Consider the following 16,948-nt stretch of genomic DNA (forward strand, 5'->3'; position numbering starts at 1 on the left):
TCCTTTCAAATGGTGAATATTGCCAAGCGCAAGCGGTTTTCTAGCTGATATACTGCCCGCTCACATGTGAGCAGACTGGCCCTGATACCCGCAAAGAGGCAGCCAGGGCAGTCTTTGTCGCCGGAGTACCGGCATCAAGCAAAGGATGGGAACAAGGATTCATGATCCCGAGACTCGATTACCAGGACAGTTTGTCACCTACAACCCTGCAGTTTCTTGAGTTGCTGGCGCGATCAGCATTTCGTGGTGATATCGAAAAGTCTTATGCAAGCCGGTTGGCGATGGCGACGGATAACAGCGTCTATCAGGTCGTACCTCAGGCGGTGCTCTATCCGCGCAGTGCGGATGACATTGCTGTGATGCTCAAGTTGGCACGGGGGCCCGAGTACGCAGCCTTGAGTTTCTTCCCTCGCGGCGGCGGTACCGGCACCAATGGCCAATCCCTGGGCGGCGGCATTATCGTCGATCTCTCCCGCCATATGAACCAGGTCATGGAAATTAATCTGGAGGAGGGCTGGGTGCGCGCTCAGGCCGGGGTGGTCAAGGATCAGCTCAACGCCTATTTGAAACCCCATGGTTATTTCTTCTCGCCGGATCTCTCCACCTCCAATCGCGCCACTCTGGGCGGCATGGTCAATACCGATGCCTCCGGGCAGGGGTCGCTCGTCTACGGCAAAACCTCGGATCACGTGCTGGGCTTGAAAGCCGTGCTGGAAAACGGTGACATCATGGTCACAGAGCCGGTCAATGGCTCCCGTCTTGAAGACAAGCTGGCCCTCGAGAGTCGGGAAGGGGAGATCTACCGCACCCTGTATCGCATCGGCCGCGAGCGCCGCGCCGACATCGAAGCCACTTTCCCCAAGCTCAACCGTTTTCTGACCGGTTACGATCTCAAGCACCTCTATGCCCCCGACACCGACACCCTGGATGTGAGCCGGGTACTGTGCGGCTCGGAAGGCTCCCTGGGGTTCATCACCGAAGCCAGGCTCAATATCACACCGATCCCGCGTTACCGGACCCTGGTCAACGTCAAGTACGACAGCTTCCCCTCGGCCCTGCGCAATGCCCCCTTTATGGTGCAGGCGCAGGCCCTGTCGGTGGAGACGGTGGATTCCCGCGTGCTGGGACTGGCCCGTGCCGACATCATCTGGCATTCGGTCAAGGCGTTCATTGAGGATGTGCCCGGCAAGGATCTGCAAGGGCTCAATATCGTCGAGTTTGCCGACACCGACGAGCAAGAACATCAGGCCAAGGTGGCTGAATTGTGCCGGCGCATCGATGGGCTGCTGGCGAAAGGGGAGACGGGTGTCATCGGCTATCAGGTGTGCAGTCACCTGCCGAGCATCGAGACTATCTACGCCATGCGCAAGAAGTCGGTGGGGCTGCTTGGCAACGCCGAGGGGCGTAAAAAACCGGTGGCCTTCACCGAAGACACGGCAGTTCCCCCTGAGTCTCTCGCCGATTTCATCATGGAGTTTCGCGCCCTGCTCGACGGCCACGGCCTCGACTACGGCATGTTCGGCCACGTTGATGCGGGGGTATTGCACGTGCGTCCCGCGCTGGACTTGTGCGACCCCGAGCAGGAGGTGCTGCTGCGCCGCATCTCGGATCAGGTGGTGGCGCTCACCGCCAAATATGGCGGCTTGATGTGGGGGGAACACGGCAAGGGTTTTCGCTCCGAATACAGCCCCGCCTTCTTCGGCGAGTTGTGGGAGGAGTTGCAGCGGGTCAAGGGCGCCTTTGACCCCGACAACCGCATCAACCCGGGCAAGATCTGCATGCCTTATGGCAGTGGAGCTTCGCTTGTGTCGGTAGACGGGCCCAAGCGCGGCAAGTTCGACCGCCAGATCCCCATCGCCGTGCGGGAAAGCTATACCCGCGCCATGGATTGCAACGGCAATGGCCTCTGTTTCACCTTCGAAACCGACTCCCCCATGTGTCCTTCGGTCAAGATCAGCAAAGACAGACGTCACTCTCCCAAGGGGCGTGCCGGCTTGATGCGCGAATGGTTGCGCCAGTTGGCGGAGCAGGGCTTCGATCCTCTGGCCGAAGAAGTGGCGCTGCAATCCGGTGGCCTGCGCTTCAAGGCGATCGTCGACAAGTTTCGCAACACCCTGGCCCGCGCCCGTGGCCAGTATGACTTTTCCCACGAGGTGATGGAGGCGATGGAGGGGTGTCTGGCGTGTAAAGCCTGTACCAGCCAGTGCCCCATCAAGGTGGATGTGCCCACCTTCCGTGCCCGTTTCATGCAGCTATACCACAGTCGCTATCTGCGGGGCCCCAAGGATTACTTCGTTGGCACAGTGGAGAGCTATGCGCCGCTGCTGGCCAAGGCGCCGAAACTGGTCAACTTTTTCCTGGAAAAAGAGTGGGCCCAGAAGGCGACCGAGAAGAGCATCGGCATGGTGGATGTGCCCTTGCTCTCGGTACCGACCCTGGCCGAATCCCTGCACGACAACAAGGCGCGCTATTTCGACCTGCCGGGCCTTGAGGCCATGAATGCCGAGCAGCGTGCCAGAGTGGTGCTGATCGTGCAGGATCCCTTCACCAGTTATTACGACGCCCCCGTGGTGCGGGACTTGGTGAAACTTGCCAGCAAGCTTGGGCTGCAACCCTATCTGCTGCCATTCAAGCCCAACGGCAAGCCCCAGCACGTGAAGGGGTTCTTGCGTGCCTTCGCCCGCACCGCGGCCAACAGCGCCCAGTTCCTCAACAAGATAGCGGCGCTGGGTATCCCCATGGTGGGAGTGGATCCCTCTCTGGTGCTCTGCTATCGCGATGAGTATGCCAAGGCCCTTGGCGCGGCTCGTGGCGATTTTCAGGTGTTGTTGCCCCAGGAATGGCTGCTTTCTCTTCCGGCCGACACCCTGCCCCTTGCCAAGCCCACCGCGGATGTCGATGAAAAAGGAGAGGCTGAGCCCTGGTATCTGTTTGCTCACTGCACCGAGAAGACGGCCAAGCCCTCGACTCACGGTGACTGGGGGACCCTGTTCAGCCGCTTCGGTGCTCGTCTGCAGCCTGTCTCTGTGGGCTGCTGCGGCATGGCCGGTACCTATGGCCACGATGCAAAACAGGTGGAGAACTCCAAGGGGATCTATGGTCTCAGCTGGGCAGAGCCCCTGTCGAGGTTGCCCAAAGATCGCTGTCTGGCTACCGGTTATTCGTGTCGCAGTCAGGTCAAGCGGATGGAGGGGGAGAAACTCAAGCATCCGCTGCAGGCGTTGCTGGAACTGCTCTGATGCTGACCTTTCCTAAGCGGTTTCGGGTGCCGCAAGCCTACCGGCACCCGCACTTCCTGCTGTTGCCAGCCACCCCGGCCCAGGCCGTGGTGGAGTTTGTGGCCATGCAGCGTGAACGGGAGCAGCTTCATCAACTGTTTCGCCCCCAGGATGTCTGGCCCTCTGACCAGTTCAGCCTGAGTCAGCATGAGGGAGATCTGGAGTGGCAGCAGGCAGAGTTTCTGGCCAAGCGCTCCTTTGCCTATGGCCTGTGGAGCCCGGATCGGGAGTTGCAGTTCTGGGGAGGCGTCTATCTCTACCCCTCGGTATTGCCGGAGGTGGAAGTGGAACTCTTCTTCTGGAAGGTGGCCGACGCGCAGCTGACCGATGCCGAGCTGGAAACCGAGCTGCGTGCCTGGCTTGGCAAGGCATGGCGCTGGTCTGCGCCGCGCCTGCCCGGGCGTGATACGCCTTGGAGTGAGTGGCCTGGCGTCACCTATCCCTGGTAATGCGATTATCTCCATGGGGCCTTGCCGCTGTGCTGCCGGGCCCCATCTTTGCTTCCTGCCGATTGTTTCAACCTGTTTCTCACCTCAGAGGAGTCACTACCCCCATGAGTCACGATACTGCCCCCATCTGGCGCAAGCCCATGAGTCTGGAAGGGCTCAATGCCTCGTCGCGCAACACCCTGATGGCCCACCTCGATATCCTCTACACGGATGTTGGCCCCGACTGGCTCGAAGCCACCATGCCGGTGGACCACAGAACCCATCAGCCCCTAGGCATGTTGCACGGCGGCGCCTCAGTGGTGCTGGCGGAGACACTCGGGTCGCTGGCTGCCAATATGGCGGTCGGGCCGGACAGCTACTGTGTGGGGCTGGAGGTGAACGCCAACCATCTGCGCGCCAAGCGGGAAGGGGTGGTCACAGGGCGTTGCTCACCCCTGCATCTGGGGGCAACGACCCAGGTGTGGCAGATTGAAATTCGGGATGAACGTGGGCGTTTATTGTGCACCAGTCGATTGACCATGGCGGTGCTCAAACACAAGCGGGACAAGGACTCCAGCGGGGAGTGACCAGCAATAACGCACCAGTAGTGCAAAATAAGCAAGCCATAGTCGCGAGATCCCTCTATAATTGCCAACGTCTTGAGAGGCTTATCACATTTTTCAAGACAGCAGAACAAAGTGGCGCTATAATCGCCGCCTTTTTGCTATTCCGCGGTGCTTAGCCGCCTGCCTTAATCTGGAAGAATCTATGTCTGATACCGAACAACTGCCCCTTTTTAGTGAGCTTGGACTGGCCGCGCCTGTATTGAAAGCGCTGCAAGACGTGGGCTATGAGCGCCCGTCACCGATCCAGGCCGCAGCAATTCCCCACCTCATGGCGGGACACGATCTGCTGGGGCAGGCGCAAACCGGTACAGGGAAGACCGCTGCTTTTGCCTTGCCTCTGTTGTCTCGTCTGGAAGCTGGTAACCGCAACACCCAGGTTTTGGTGCTGGCTCCGACCCGTGAACTGGCCCTGCAAGTTGCCGAGGCGTGCCAACGTTACGCCAAGCACATGCCTGACTTCCACGTCCTGCCCATCTACGGTGGCTCCTCTTACGAAACCCAGACCCGCGCCCTGCGTCGCGGTGCCCAGGTTGTCGTGGGTACTCCTGGCCGTGTGATGGACCTGATCCGTCGCAAGAACCTGGATCTTTCCGGTCTGAAAGCTCTGGTGCTGGACGAAGCTGATGAAATGCTGCGCATGGGCTTCATCGATGACGTGGACTGGATCATGGAACAGTGCCCGAGCACCCGTCAGGTTGCTCTCTTCTCTGCCACCATGCCGGACCAGATCCGCCGTGTTGCCCAGAAGCACCTGAAGCAGCCCAAAGAGATCAAGATCGTCTCCAAGACCTCCACTGCACCGACCATCCGTCAGCGCTACTGGCAGGTAACCGGTCTGCACAAGCTGGACGCCATGACCCGTCTGCTGGAAGTCGAGCCGTACGAAGCCGTACTGGTCTTTGTGCGTACCAAGAACGCTGCCGAAGAGCTGGCTGGCAAACTGGCCGCTCGTGGCCATGCTTGTGAAGCGCTGCACGGTGACATCCCGCAGAAGCTGCGTGAGCGTACCGTTGACAAGCTGCGTCAAGGCCAGCTGGATATCCTGATCGCCACCGACGTTGTCGCCCGTGGTCTGGACGTCGAGCGTATCACCCACGTGGTGAACTACGACATTCCGTACGATACCGAATCCTACGTTCACCGTATCGGCCGTACCGGTCGTGCTGGTCGCAAGGGTGAGGCCATCCTGTTTGTTGCTCCCCGCGAGCGTCGTATGCTGCGTGCCATCGAGCACGCCACTCGTCAGGCCATCGAGCCGATGAAGATGCCGAGCACCGAGGACATCAACCAGCACCGTATGACCAAGTTCAAAGAGCGCATCCGGGAAACCATGATGGGCGAAGAGCTTGAGCTCTACCTGAACTTGGTGAACGAGCTGATCGAAGAAGATTCTGCCGATCCGCTGGAACTGGCTGCCGCCCTGGCCAAGCTGGTTCAAGGTGATCAACCGCTGCTGCTGGATGACTCTATCCCTGAGCCGCAGTTCAGCAGCAATGATCGTGGTGGTCGTGATTTCGAACGCCGTGACGGTGGCAGTGATTTTGCTGACCGTGGTGATCGTCCTGCCCGTCGCATGCCGTCCCTCGAGCCGCGTCCGTTGAAAGACAACCCGGACGTCGAGATGGAGCGCTACCGCGTAGACGTGGGTGCCCATCACGGTGTCAAGCCGGGCCAGATCGTGGGCGCTATCGCCAACGAAGCGAACATCGAGAGCCGTTTCATCGGCAACATCGATATCGCTGATGACTTCTCCACCGTCGACCTGCCCAAAGGCATGACCGCCGATGTGCTGGAAGTGATCAAGAAAGCCCGTGTTTGCCAGCGTCCGCTGATGATCACCCGCTACACAGAGGTGCCGGCTGGCAGCAATACTGCCCCCCGTCCGCCCCGCAGCGATCGTCCTTTCAACAAGGATCGCCGCCCCAGCGGTGACCGTCCGTTCAACAAGAGCGGGGAGCGCCGTGAAGGTGGCTTCAACAAGGATCGCAAGTTCGGTGGCAACAAGCGCCGCGACAGCTAAGTCCTGATTGCATTGATAAAAAGGCCGCTCATTGAGCGGCCTTTTTTGTTTTTGTACATGAGGTTGCGCTACTGTAGACCTGTCTCGGTTCCGGCTGCATTTATCCAGAGATCAGCGATAGCTGACCCATGGGCATGACAGGCGTTTAAAGAGCGCATTTTGGGGTGACGTTAGCGGTGGCCTGCATGAAGCCGCATGATGGTATTAAAGAAGGGGAAGGGGATAATGGACAGGCTCGGGGCAATGGAAGCGTTTGTGCTGGCGGTGGAAACCGGTTCTTTCTCTGCGGTAGCACGTCGGCTCAAGCTGGGTCAGCCAGCCATATCCAAGCTGATTGCCCAGCTGGAAGCACAGCTTGGCAGTCGTCTATTGCTGCGTTCGACCCGCGGCCTGACGCCAACAGAGGCGGGTGAGGCGTATTATCTGCGAGCCAGGCAGATCCTCGACGATATCAGAGAGGCCGATGCTACTGTTGCGCAGTGCCGCAGCAGCTTGAGCGGCCGCCTGCGGGTGAGTGCCCCTGTCACCTTTGCCCGTCTGCATATCATTCCCCACCTTCATGAACTGCTGGCTGCCCACCCCAATCTGGAGATAGACGTACTGTTGGATGACAGCAATGTCGACTTGATCGCCGCAGGCATCGATGTGGCTTTGCGTCTCGGTGAGCAGGTCGATTCTGGTATGGTTGCCCGCAAGCTCGGGCACTGCGCCATGAGAGTGGTGGGGGCGCCGGCCTGGTTTGCAACCCATGGTACGCCCTCATCCCCCGGCGAGTTGCAAGGATGTCCGCTGGTGGTCTACAGCCCCAAGCCCGGTATGGGGCAGCAGTGGCACTTTATACAGGGTGAAAATCAGGTCACATTGACAGTGCAGGGGCGGCTGACTGTCTCCGCCGCCGAAGGGATGCGAGCCGCCGTGCTGGCGGGAGTGGGACTGGGCATTACCTCCGAGTGGATGTTTGCCCCCGAGCTTGCCAGTGGCGAAGTCATGGCAATTCTTGCTGACTGGCAGCTTCCCCGGCTGGATCTGTGGGCTCTGTTTCCCTCGGGGCGGCAGATCAGCGCCAAGTCTCAAGTGTTTTTGGCGTTCGTGACAGCACTCCCCGTATTGCAGATGCCATCAACCCATCCTTGATCCATTCCCCGGCGGAATAAGTGTTATTGCCGCCGCTTGTCTACTGAGTCTTCCTCATCTTCGTTACCCTGTGCTCATCAAGATCGTGCTCGTCACGGGATTTCAATCATGTATGAGGATGGTGTCATGACTTTATCGGTATCAAGCCGCCCGGCGGTCCTGCCGAGCGCCGGGATCAGTTCATCGCTGGTATTCGCCATGGCGATGTCCTGTGGTTTGGCGGTCGCCAACATTTATTACAACCAGCCCATGCTGGAGGTGATGGCGCGGGATTTCCCCGGCCAGCCAGCGGTTGCCATGATTGCCATGCTGACTCAACTGGGCTATGCCGCCGGCTTGTTGTTTTTGGTGCCATTGGGGGATGTGCTGGAGCGTCGCTGGTTGATTGTGGCGCAGTTCGTGCTAATTGCAGCGGCTTGCGCAATGGCGGCAATGGCGACGGGAGCGGCAGCATTGATGCTGGCTTCCATTGTGTTGGGTATCGGTGCAACCGCGGCCCAGCAGATAGTACCGGTTGCGGCGACCCTGGCCGATCCCGCCAGACGGGGAGCCGTCGTCGGCAGCGTAATGAGCGGTTTGCTGAGCGGGATCCTGCTCAGCCGTACCCTGGCGGGCTTCATCACCGCCTATGCCAGCTGGCGAGTCATGTTCTGGCTCGGTGTGCCGCTGGCCTTGCTGGGGGCCGTGCTGATGGCACGTATGATACCGCTGCATCTGCCCCGTTCCACCATGAGCTATGCCAGCTTGCTGCGTTCTCTGCTGGTGTTGTGGCGAGAAGAGCCTGCTTTGCGTCGGGCAACCCTGGCCCAGGCTCTGCTGTTCGCCTCGTTCAGCGCTTTCTGGACAGTGCTGGCTTTTTATCTCGCCCATTCCGAGTACCACCTCGGTGCGGAAGCTGCCGGCTTGTTCGGGGTGATCGGCATAGTGGGCGTGCTGGCGGCGCCCCTGGCGGGACGAATGGCTGACACGCTTGGCTCCAGGTCGGTAGCACTTGCTGGTGCGCTGCTGGTGGTGCTGGCCTGGTGCCTGTTTGAGGCATGGCTCTCCTTGTTTGGGCTGGCCGTGGGGGTCATCTTGTTGGATCTGGGAGTACAAAGTGCCCTGATTGCCCATCAGCAACGGATCTATGGCTTGAAAGCAGAGGCAAGAGGCCGGATCAACACCCTCTTCATGGTGGGTATGTTTCTGGGGGGAACCCTGGGCTCCAGTGGTGCCATGCTGGCCTGGCAGATGAGTGGCTGGATTGGGGTCGGCAGCCTGGGTCTGGTATTGGCGTTGCTGGCTTTGGGGTATGGCCTGGTCACCAAGGGGGAGAGCCACTCTGTCGGCTGATGGTATAGGCCAAGGTTTGCATCCAATGAAAAGGCGACCCCGAGGTCGCCTTTTGCATGTCTGCTGCTTGTCCGAGCGCTAGAGCACCATGGCCGCCACCCAGCCAAAGAGGATGAGCGGGATATTGTAGTGAATAAAAGTGGGTACCACGCTGTCCCAGATATGGTCGTGCTGACCATCGGCATTGAGGCCCGACGTGGGGCCCAGGGTCGAATCCGAGGCGGGTGAACCTGCATCCCCCAGCGCACCGGCGGCGCCAACCAGGGCGATGGTCGCCATGGGGGAGAAGCCGAGGTGGATACAGAGCGGCACATAAATGGTGGCTATGATGGGCACAGTGGAGAAGGAAGAGCCAATCCCCATGGTGATCAAAAGACCAACCAGCAGCATCAGGAAGGCGGCGAGGCCTTTTTGATCCCCGATCACCGCAGAGACGGATTGCACCAGGCTCTCCACCCCGTGGGTCGCCTTCATCACGGCGGCGAAGCCAGCGGCTGAGATCATGATGAAGCCGATGAGGGACATCATGCGCACGCCCTGGGTGAAGGCGTCCTGGCTCTCACGAAACTTGATGACACCGCCACAGGTGAAGATGACAAAGCCCGCCAACGCACCCAGCACTATGCTGTTGGTCATCAGCTGCAGCCCGAGGGCGACGCCGATGGCCAGCAGGGCAACCCAGATATGGTTGAGATTGAGCTCGACGGATTCGGGCTCGGCGGCCAGGATCTTGTCCATGTCATACTGGCGCGGTTTGCGGTAGGTGATGAACACGGCGACCAGCAGGCCAACGAACATTCCCAGCACAGGGATTGCCATGGCCATCGGCAGCTGGCCAAGCTCGACCGGCACCCCGTTGTCGATCAGGTTCTTGGCCAGTATGTTGTTGAGGAAGATGCCACCAAAGCCCACCGGCAGCAGCATATAGGTCGCGGTCAGGCCGAAGGTGATGACGCAGGCTACCTGACGGCGGTCGATATTCATCTTGGCCATGACGTGCAGCAGCGGCGGGATAAGGATGGGAATAAAGGCGATGTGGACCGGGATCAGGTTCTGGGAGGCGACGGACACGCAAAGGACGGCGCCGAGCAGCAGTGTCTTGACCCAGAGGATGCGGGAGCTGCTGGCATCTTGCCCCAGCTGGTTGATCACCTTGCGGGCCAGCAGGTCGGTGATCCCGGAGCGGGAGATAGCGACCGCAAAGGCCCCCAGCATGGCATAGGAGAGAGCGATCTCTGCGCCACCGCCCAGGCCACCACTGAAGGTGCTGAGGGTGTCGGCCAGGGATAGGCCACCCAGCAGGCCACCTACGATGGCGCTGATGGAGAGCGAGACCACCACATTGATCCGCAGCAGGCTGAGCACCAGCATCAGCGAGACCGCGACAACAACAGGGTTCATGTGACTTCCTTTTAATGGTTATTGGTTGTCTGTCTTTTGAAAGGCAGTTAGTTTGCGAAAATCACGACAAATGTCGAGTAAAAAATCAGGCAAATGGCCTGTGAGACGCATCCCTGAAGGGTTGGGATGGGCGAGGGGAGCCGAGCGGTTGAAAACTGTGCTGTCCGGGTCTGTCTGCCATTCTGGTCAAACCACTTTGATGCCGTATCCCAATAGAAGAAGGCTGCCATGGCAGCCTTCTTGCTCGTTGCTTATCCCGCTTGTTCGTTCGCGTCATCGACGGGGGCATCATCCGGGTGGGCCGGCGGCCAGCCACCCAGGCTCTTCCAGCGGTTGACAATATGACAGAACAGCTCTGTGGTGCGTTCTGTGTCATAGAGGGCCGAGTGCGCCTCTTTATTGTCAAACGGGATGCGAGCGCTCTGGCACGCCTTGGCCAGCACTGTCTGACCCAGGGCCAGGCCGGAGAGGGCGGCAGTATCGAAGGTGGCAAACGGATGGAACGGATTGCGCTTGAGGCCGGCCCGCTCGGCAGCAGCCATGACGAAGCCATGATCGAAGGTGGCGTTGTGGGCCACTATGATGGCGCGGTTGCAGTCGCTCTCCTTCATCCCTTTGCGAATGCCCTTGAAAATCTCGGTCAGCGCCTCTTTCTCGCTGACGGCGCCGCGCAGCGGATTGAAGGGGTCTATGCCGGTGAACTCCAGCGCCGCCTTTTCCAGGTTGGCGCCTTCGAACGGCTCGACGTGAAAATGAAAGACCTGATCGGGAGCGAGCCAGCCATCCTCATCCATCTTGAGGGTATAGGCGGCTATCTCCAGCAAGGCGTCTGTCCTGGCATTGAACCCGGCGGTTTCAACATCGATGACGACGGGGTAAAAGCCACGAAAACGGCCCTTGAGAGTGTGTACAGCGTCGGTCATGGTATCTCGGTCGGCGTGAAATGAGGCGGCATTATGGCAAAAAAGCCAGCCTTTGTCCCTCATCAGCAGCCATGAGACGGACGTCAGATTCTATTCTCGGCACTCGTGCTTATAATTGACCACTTCAACAATGGAATGGGGAGAGGGGATGAACAAGCTGGGATTGGCACACAAGATGTTGCTGGTGGTCTGCCTGCCACTGCTGGCCTTGCTGTTTTTTTCTGGCCGATACGTGTATGAGCGTTATCAGGTTGAACAGGAGATGAGCCAGGCACAAGCGGCACTCTATGTCGTGCGGGAGGCGGCGCAACTGGCCCACGAGCTGCAAAAGGAGCGTGGCATGTCGGCAGGTTTCCTGGGCTCTGGTGGCAACAAGTTTCGCGACGCCCTGCCTGCCCAGCGCAAGCTGGTCGATACCCTGCTGGTCCGTTTTCACGAGGATCCCGCCTTGCTGGCGTTGGGAGAGGTACAACAGGCGCTGACCGGGCTCACCGCCATGCGTGAGCGGGTCGGCGCGCTGGGGGTCGAAGTGGCCGAGCAGGTTGGCTTTTACAGCCGTCTTATCAGCCAGCTGCTGGCCGTGGTGGACCAGGTCAGTCTCAACAGTCAGGATGCCACCATAGCGCTGCAGACCAATGCCTACGCCGCCTTCTTGCAGAGCAAGGAACGAATGGGGCTGGAGCGGGCAACCCTGAGCAATGTGTTCGGCCGTGACCACTTTACCCCTGCGTTGTTGCAGCAATTCATCTCCCTGCTGGCGGCCCAGAATACCTATCTCGAGCGTTTCCAGGCGGTGGCGAGCCCTTCACAACGTCAACTGCTGGCCGACAGCCTGACCTCTCCCCTGGTAGCCAAGGTTGCCGCCATGGAGCAACTGGCGCTGGACAAAGCCACCTCAGGCGGCTTCGGGGTCGATGCCGAAGCCTGGTTTGCCTTGAGTACCGACAAGATAGGTCTGCTCAAGGAGAGCGAAGATCGCCTTTATCAGCAGTTGTTCGAGCGGGTCGAGCAGATGCGAGCAAAGAGTGCCAGCGACTTCTGGTGGGCGGCGCTCGGTGTGCTGTTGTGCGTTGCGTTGACCACCTTCGTCTGCTGGCGGGTGGTGCGAGACCTGCACCTGGGTTTTATGGCGTTGCACCAGACCTTCAAACGGCTGGTACAGGAGAATGATCTGACGGTGCGGGTCAACTGGCGGTCCGGTGACGAACTGGGCGCCCTGGCGCAGGATCTGAACCATTTCCTCGCGCACCTTGAGGGGCTGTTGCTGGCGGTACGTCGCTCCTGCGAGGTGCTGGCCCGCAGCGCCGCCACCTCGGCAGGCGTGATCGCCGAGGTGAATGCTGGCGTCGTCAAAGGTTTCGGTCAGGTGGACCTGGTGGCGACGGCAGCCACCGAGATGGCTTCGACGGTGGCCGAGATTGCGCGCAATGCAACCCAGACGTCGCTGGCGACCCAGCAGGCTATCGGATGTGCCCGTCAGGGCGACAAGGAGGTGGATCAGACCATAGACGCCATCCAGCTGGTGGCGGGCACCCTGGCCAACACCCAGCAACTGGTGGATAGCCTGTATCAGGATACAGAGTCGGTCGGCGAGGCGCTTAATCTCATCAAGCAGATCTCGGATCGCACCAATCTGCTTGCCCTCAATGCAGCCATAGAGGCTGCCCGGGCCGGTGAGTCTGGTCGTGGTTTTGCCGTGGTGGCGGAAGAGGTGAGGGCACTGGCCTCTCGCACTCAGCAGGCGGCAGAGGACATAGATCGGATGTTGTCCCGATTGCGTCAGGGCGCGGATCAGGCGGTCACGGCCATGCATCTGGGCACTGAGCAGGCGGGTTTGAGCGTGACCGAGGCCAAGCGGGCGGGGAGCGAGCTGAGCGACATAGTGAGCGAGGTGCGCAAGGTGAGTGACATGACTGCCCAGGTGGCCACCGCGACGGAGGAGCAGCGCTACGTCACTGACGATATCCAGCACAATGTGATGACCATACGCGAGGTGTACGAAGCTCATCGCCTGCACTCTGAAACCTTGCAGCAAAACAGCGCCGAGCTGGATCTGCTGGCTCGCGAGCTGGCGGGTCGCATTGCCAGCTTCAAGCTGATGGATCGTCCTGCCCCCCACTGAGTGCTTTGCCCTAAAGCTTGCCCTGCCCCTGCCGATACCTAACGTGAGATCGTGTGGAGGGCAGGCACTTGAACGCTTGGATAGTCGGGTTGGTCAGCATATCAGTGAGTATGCAATTACAGGCGGGGGTTACCGAGTTTGGTGCCGGCCTGGATCAATCCGTCTGGCGTTTGACCTCGGATACGCAAGTGGAGTGCCGCCTCGAACACCCTATTCCCAACTGGGGGACGGGTGCCTTCGTCAGCCGTGCCGGTCGCAAGATCAATCTGGATTTCGAACTCAAGGGGTTGCGACAGCAAGCCCAGACCCAGACGGTCAGTCTGGGGATCATGCCACCACTCTGGCGTCCCGGTGTTGCCGGGCGGGAAGTGAGCCAGTTGCGCTTTTACCAGCAGTTTGATGGCTTGGTGGAGGGGCAGACTGCCTGGACCATGCTCGATGAGCTGGAGGGTGGCCGCATGCCAACCTTCCAGTATCGTGACTGGTACCGTCAGAACCGGCCGGTGCGGGTCTCCCTCTCCTCTGTCAACTTTCGGGTCAAGTACCAGGCCTTTGTGGATTGCCTGAGTGGACTGTTGCCCTATAGCTTCAATGACATCGCCTTCAGCGTGCTCTCCTATGACAAGAACAGTGATCAGCTGTCACTGGCCTCCCGGCGGCGACTGGCGATGATCGGCGAGTATGTGAAGGTCGACAAGAGCATAGATGTGGTGGTGATCAACGCCTACAGCGACAGTTATGGCGGCCGCTGGCCCAACCAGAAACTCTCCGAGAAGCGGGCCGATGCCATCAAGAAGGTGTTTGTGGATCTGGGGATCGATCCGGGCAAGATCTCGGTGGAAGGGCACGGCGAGAAGCGCCACGCCACCTCCAACGAAACCGAGGATGGTCGCGCCAAGAACCGGCGGGTGGTGATCAATATGGGCCGCAATGGCACCATCTGATAACCTGCACACTGACATGAAAAAAGAGCGCCGCAGCGCTCTTTTTTATTGGGTGTTACCTGAGGCATTGCCTCAGAAGCTGTCACCCAGGCCGCTGCCTGCATCTTTCTTGGCGATCAGTTCAATCTTGTAACCATCCGGATCTTCCACGAAGGCGATGACAGTGGTACCGCCCTTCACTGGACCTGGCTCGCGGGTGATCTTGGCACCGGCGGCACGCAGGGCATCGCAGGTGGCATAGATGTCGTCCGCTTCCAGCGCAATGTGGCCGTAGGCCGAGCCCAGTTCGTACTCGCTGACACCCCAGTTGTAGGTGAGCTCGATGACGGCTTCGTCTTTCTCGTCACCGTAGCCAACGAAGGCCAGGGTGTACTTGTATTCGCTGTTTTCGCTCTTGCGCAAGAGTTTCATACCCAGCACTCGGGTGTAGAAGTCGATGGAGCGTTGCAGATCGCCAACACGCAGCATGGTATGCAGAATTCTCATTGCTCAGTTCTCCGGGTAGATATATGTACTCACACAAGTCTTGGATGATACAGGAATCGCAGCATAAGTTTGCGGGCTGTAGCGTACGGCCTGCATGCTGCCTTATTCCTGTGGATAGACTTTTTCTTTGTATTCACACAAGTCTTCGATGATACAGGAGCCGCAGCGCGGTTTGCGAGCCAGACAGGTGTAACGGCCGTGCAGGATCAACCAGTGGTGTACATCCAGCTTGAACTCGGCAGGCACCACTTTCAGCAGTTTCTCTTCCACCTGATCAACGTTTTTGCCCACCGCGAAGCCGGTCCGGTTGGATACCCGAAAGATGTGGGTATCGACGGCGATGGTGGGCCAGCCAAAGGCGGTATTGAGCACTACATTGGCGGTCTTGCGACCCACACCGGGTAGCGCCTCCAGCGCCTCGCGGTTCTCCGGCACCTCGCCGCCATGGCGTTCCAGCAAGATGGCGCACGTCTTGATGACGTTTTCGGCCTTGGTGTTAAACAGGCCTATGGTCTTAATGTACTGTTTCAGCCCATCCACCCCGAGCGCCAGCATGGCGGCCGGGGTATTGGCCACCGGATAGAGCTTGTCGGTGGCCTTGTTGACGCTTACGTCGGTGGCCTGGGCTGACAGCAACACGGCAATCAAGAGCTCGAAGGGCGAGGTGAAGTTGAGCTCTGTGGTGGGATGGGGATTGTTGTCCCGCAGTCGCTCCAGGATCTGCCTGCGTTTCTGGTTGTTCATGGTTTCTCACGTCTCAGATCAGAGCTGGGTGGCGCGCACACCCGCCACCGGCACACTGCTATCGGCAAGGGGGGCGGCTTGCTTGCGATCACGCCAGTCATTGATGGCATTCTTGCCTGCGATCATCAGGCCTAGCCCGATAAAGCCCCCCGGCGGCAGGATCGCCAGCAGCAGGCTGGCATCGGCATGAAACAGCTCGATGCGCAGGGACTTGGCCCAGTCACCCAGCAGCAATTCGGCGCCGTCAAACAGGGTCCCCATGCCAATGATCTCCCGCAGGCCACCCAGCACCAGCAGCACCAGAGTAAAGCCGAGTCCCATCATGAAACCATCCAGTGCCGCCAGCAGAGGCGGATTCTTGGAGGCATAGGCTTCGGCCCGGCCTATGATGACGCAGTTGGTGACGATCAGGGCGATGAAGATACCGAGCGCCTGATAGAGGCCATAGGTATAGGCATTCATCAGCAGCTGCACGCTGGTGACCAGGGCGGCGATGATCATCACGTAGATGGGAATGCGAATGTCCTTGGGCACCCAGTTTCGCACCAGGGAGATGGCAAGGTTGGAGCTCACCAGTACCGCCATGGTGGCCAATCCCAGTCCGAGCGCATTGGTAAAGGTGGAGGAAACTGCCAGGGTAGGGCAGAGCCCCAGCACCTGCACCAGGGAGGGGTTGTTCTTCCACAGCCCTTGCAGCATCAGCTCCTTGAGCTCTTCACGACGGCCCTTGCCCTCACTGATCGGGGTCTGGTCATCCAGTGTATGAGAGTGTTCCATTTATCGGCTCCGGCTGAGATGGCACATGGATATGCATAGCACATCAATCTGTTTCATATGTGTGGGCCCAGGCTTATGGCGTGGGGTCGCACGGAGGGGCATCACGCAGCAACTCAGGGTGCGTTTGCTCCAGCAGCAGCAGGTTTTTCACTGCCTTGACCACGGCGCGGGGGGTGATGGTGGCGCCGGTGAAAGCATCGAATTCGCCGCCATCTTTTTTCACCGCCCAGCTTGCCTCGTTGTCGCGGCTGAGGAACTTGCCGACAAAACTTTCTATCCAGCTCGATTTCTTCAGCTCTATCTTGTCACCCAGGCCCGGCGTCTCGTTGTGGGCCAGCACCCGCACAGCACTGACGCTGCCCTTGGCATCGGTACCGACGATGAGGCGAATGGCCCCACTGTAGCCGTCGGGTGCCACGGTTTCCAGCGCATAACCCGTGGTCTCGCCTTTCAGGGTTGCAGTGTAGAGCGGCATGGCCTGATCGCTGCCCAGATAGGTTTTGCTCTGTACCAGCTTGCAACTGGCCACCAGGTCGTTGTCATAGCTTCCCTCTGGCAACAGGGCGGAGAGGGTGCGCAGCTTTTCCAGCTGCTGCTGATGGGCGATCCTGTCGCGGGTCAGCTCGTTGGTCAGCACCACAACGGCGGTGCAGGCCAGGGCAAACAGGGCTAGCGTGACGCCATTTTTGCGCATGCTCTTTAACATTGGATACTTCCTGAGAGTGAGGTTTGC

General features: G+C 59.6%; 14 protein-coding genes. 8 read left to right on the forward strand and 6 right to left on the reverse strand.

The window, feature by feature from the left end:
* Positions 1–161 precede the first annotated feature (161 nt).
* The 6 genes from ydiJ to ONZ54_RS09295 all read left to right on the forward strand — a co-directional run bounded on the left by ydiJ (position 162) and on the right by ONZ54_RS09295 (position 8,818).
* On the forward strand, positions 162–3,239 hold the full coding sequence (gene ydiJ / locus ONZ54_RS09270; protein ID WP_271788001.1) for a D-2-hydroxyglutarate dehydrogenase YdiJ: 3,078 nt from the start codon (positions 162–164) through the stop codon (positions 3,237–3,239).
* Positions 3,239–3,727 (forward strand): hypothetical protein, encoded by a 489-nt coding sequence (locus ONZ54_RS09275; protein ID WP_271788002.1) that lies wholly within the window; start codon positions 3,239–3,241, stop codon positions 3,725–3,727. Before ydiJ ends, ONZ54_RS09275 begins: the two co-directional genes overlap by 1 nt.
* Before the next feature lie 104 nt (positions 3,728–3,831).
* Positions 3,832–4,293 (forward strand): hotdog fold thioesterase, encoded by a 462-nt coding sequence (locus ONZ54_RS09280; protein WP_058395451.1) that lies wholly within the window; start codon positions 3,832–3,834, stop codon positions 4,291–4,293.
* A 181-nt stretch (positions 4,294–4,474) separates the two neighbouring features.
* Positions 4,475–6,352, forward strand: coding sequence for a DEAD/DEAH box helicase (locus ONZ54_RS09285; RefSeq protein WP_017412353.1), 1,878 nt, complete (start codon positions 4,475–4,477; stop codon positions 6,350–6,352).
* A gap of 195 nt (positions 6,353–6,547) precedes the next feature.
* Positions 6,548–7,486, forward strand: coding sequence for a LysR family transcriptional regulator (locus ONZ54_RS09290; RefSeq protein WP_271788003.1), 939 nt, complete (start codon positions 6,548–6,550; stop codon positions 7,484–7,486).
* A gap of 126 nt (positions 7,487–7,612) precedes the next feature.
* Positions 7,613–8,818 carry an MFS transporter gene (locus tag ONZ54_RS09295; protein WP_271788004.1) on the forward strand — a complete coding sequence of 402 codons (1,206 nt, stop codon included), beginning with the start codon at positions 7,613–7,615 and terminating at the stop codon, positions 8,816–8,818.
* Positions 8,819–8,896: 78 nt separating this feature from the next.
* Here ONZ54_RS09295 and ONZ54_RS09300 read toward each other — a convergent pair whose 3' ends face one another.
* Together ONZ54_RS09300 and rnt are read right to left on the reverse strand one after the other, a co-directional pair.
* Positions 8,897–10,219, reverse strand: a complete 1,323-nt coding sequence (locus ONZ54_RS09300; protein WP_058395448.1) for a Na+/H+ antiporter family protein — start codon at positions 10,217–10,219, stop codon at positions 8,897–8,899.
* A gap of 251 nt (positions 10,220–10,470) precedes the next feature.
* Complete coding sequence (gene rnt / locus ONZ54_RS09305; RefSeq protein ID WP_005310637.1) at positions 10,471–11,142, reverse strand: ribonuclease T; 672 nt, start codon at positions 11,140–11,142, stop codon at positions 10,471–10,473.
* Positions 11,143–11,290: 148 nt separating this feature from the next.
* On the opposite strand from rnt, the gene ONZ54_RS09310 reads away from it, so the two are divergent.
* Both ONZ54_RS09310 and ONZ54_RS09315 read left to right on the forward strand, forming a co-directional pair.
* Positions 11,291–13,264 carry a methyl-accepting chemotaxis protein gene (locus ONZ54_RS09310; RefSeq protein WP_271788005.1) on the forward strand — a complete coding sequence of 658 codons (1,974 nt, stop codon included), beginning with the start codon at positions 11,291–11,293 and terminating at the stop codon, positions 13,262–13,264.
* Positions 13,265–13,332: 68 nt separating this feature from the next.
* Positions 13,333–14,208 carry a flagellar protein MotY gene (locus ONZ54_RS09315; protein ID WP_011898827.1) on the forward strand — a complete coding sequence of 292 codons (876 nt, stop codon included), beginning with the start codon at positions 13,333–13,335 and terminating at the stop codon, positions 14,206–14,208.
* Between the two features lie 72 nt (positions 14,209–14,280).
* Here the strand turns inward: ONZ54_RS09315 and gloA are convergent, their stop codons facing one another.
* From gloA to rsxG, 4 genes are all read right to left on the reverse strand, one after another.
* Entirely contained in the window at positions 14,281–14,694 is a 414-nt protein-coding gene (gene gloA / locus ONZ54_RS09320; RefSeq protein WP_005310643.1) for a lactoylglutathione lyase, read from the reverse strand.
* Positions 14,695–14,796: 102 nt separating this feature from the next.
* Positions 14,797–15,438, reverse strand: coding sequence for an endonuclease III (gene nth, locus ONZ54_RS09325; protein ID WP_005310645.1), 642 nt, complete (start codon positions 15,436–15,438; stop codon positions 14,797–14,799).
* An 18-nt stretch (positions 15,439–15,456) separates the two neighbouring features.
* Complete coding sequence (locus ONZ54_RS09330) at positions 15,457–16,215, reverse strand: electron transport complex subunit E (protein ID WP_271788006.1); 759 nt, start codon at positions 16,213–16,215, stop codon at positions 15,457–15,459.
* Positions 16,216–16,288: 73 nt separating this feature from the next.
* Positions 16,289–16,921 carry an electron transport complex subunit RsxG gene (gene rsxG / locus ONZ54_RS09335; protein ID WP_125600482.1) on the reverse strand — a complete coding sequence of 211 codons (633 nt, stop codon included), beginning with the start codon at positions 16,919–16,921 and terminating at the stop codon, positions 16,289–16,291.
* Positions 16,922–16,948: the final 27 nt, after the last annotated feature.

Source organism: Aeromonas salmonicida (genome assembly GCF_028355655.1).
GTDB lineage: Bacteria > Pseudomonadota > Gammaproteobacteria > Enterobacterales > Aeromonadaceae > Aeromonas > Aeromonas salmonicida.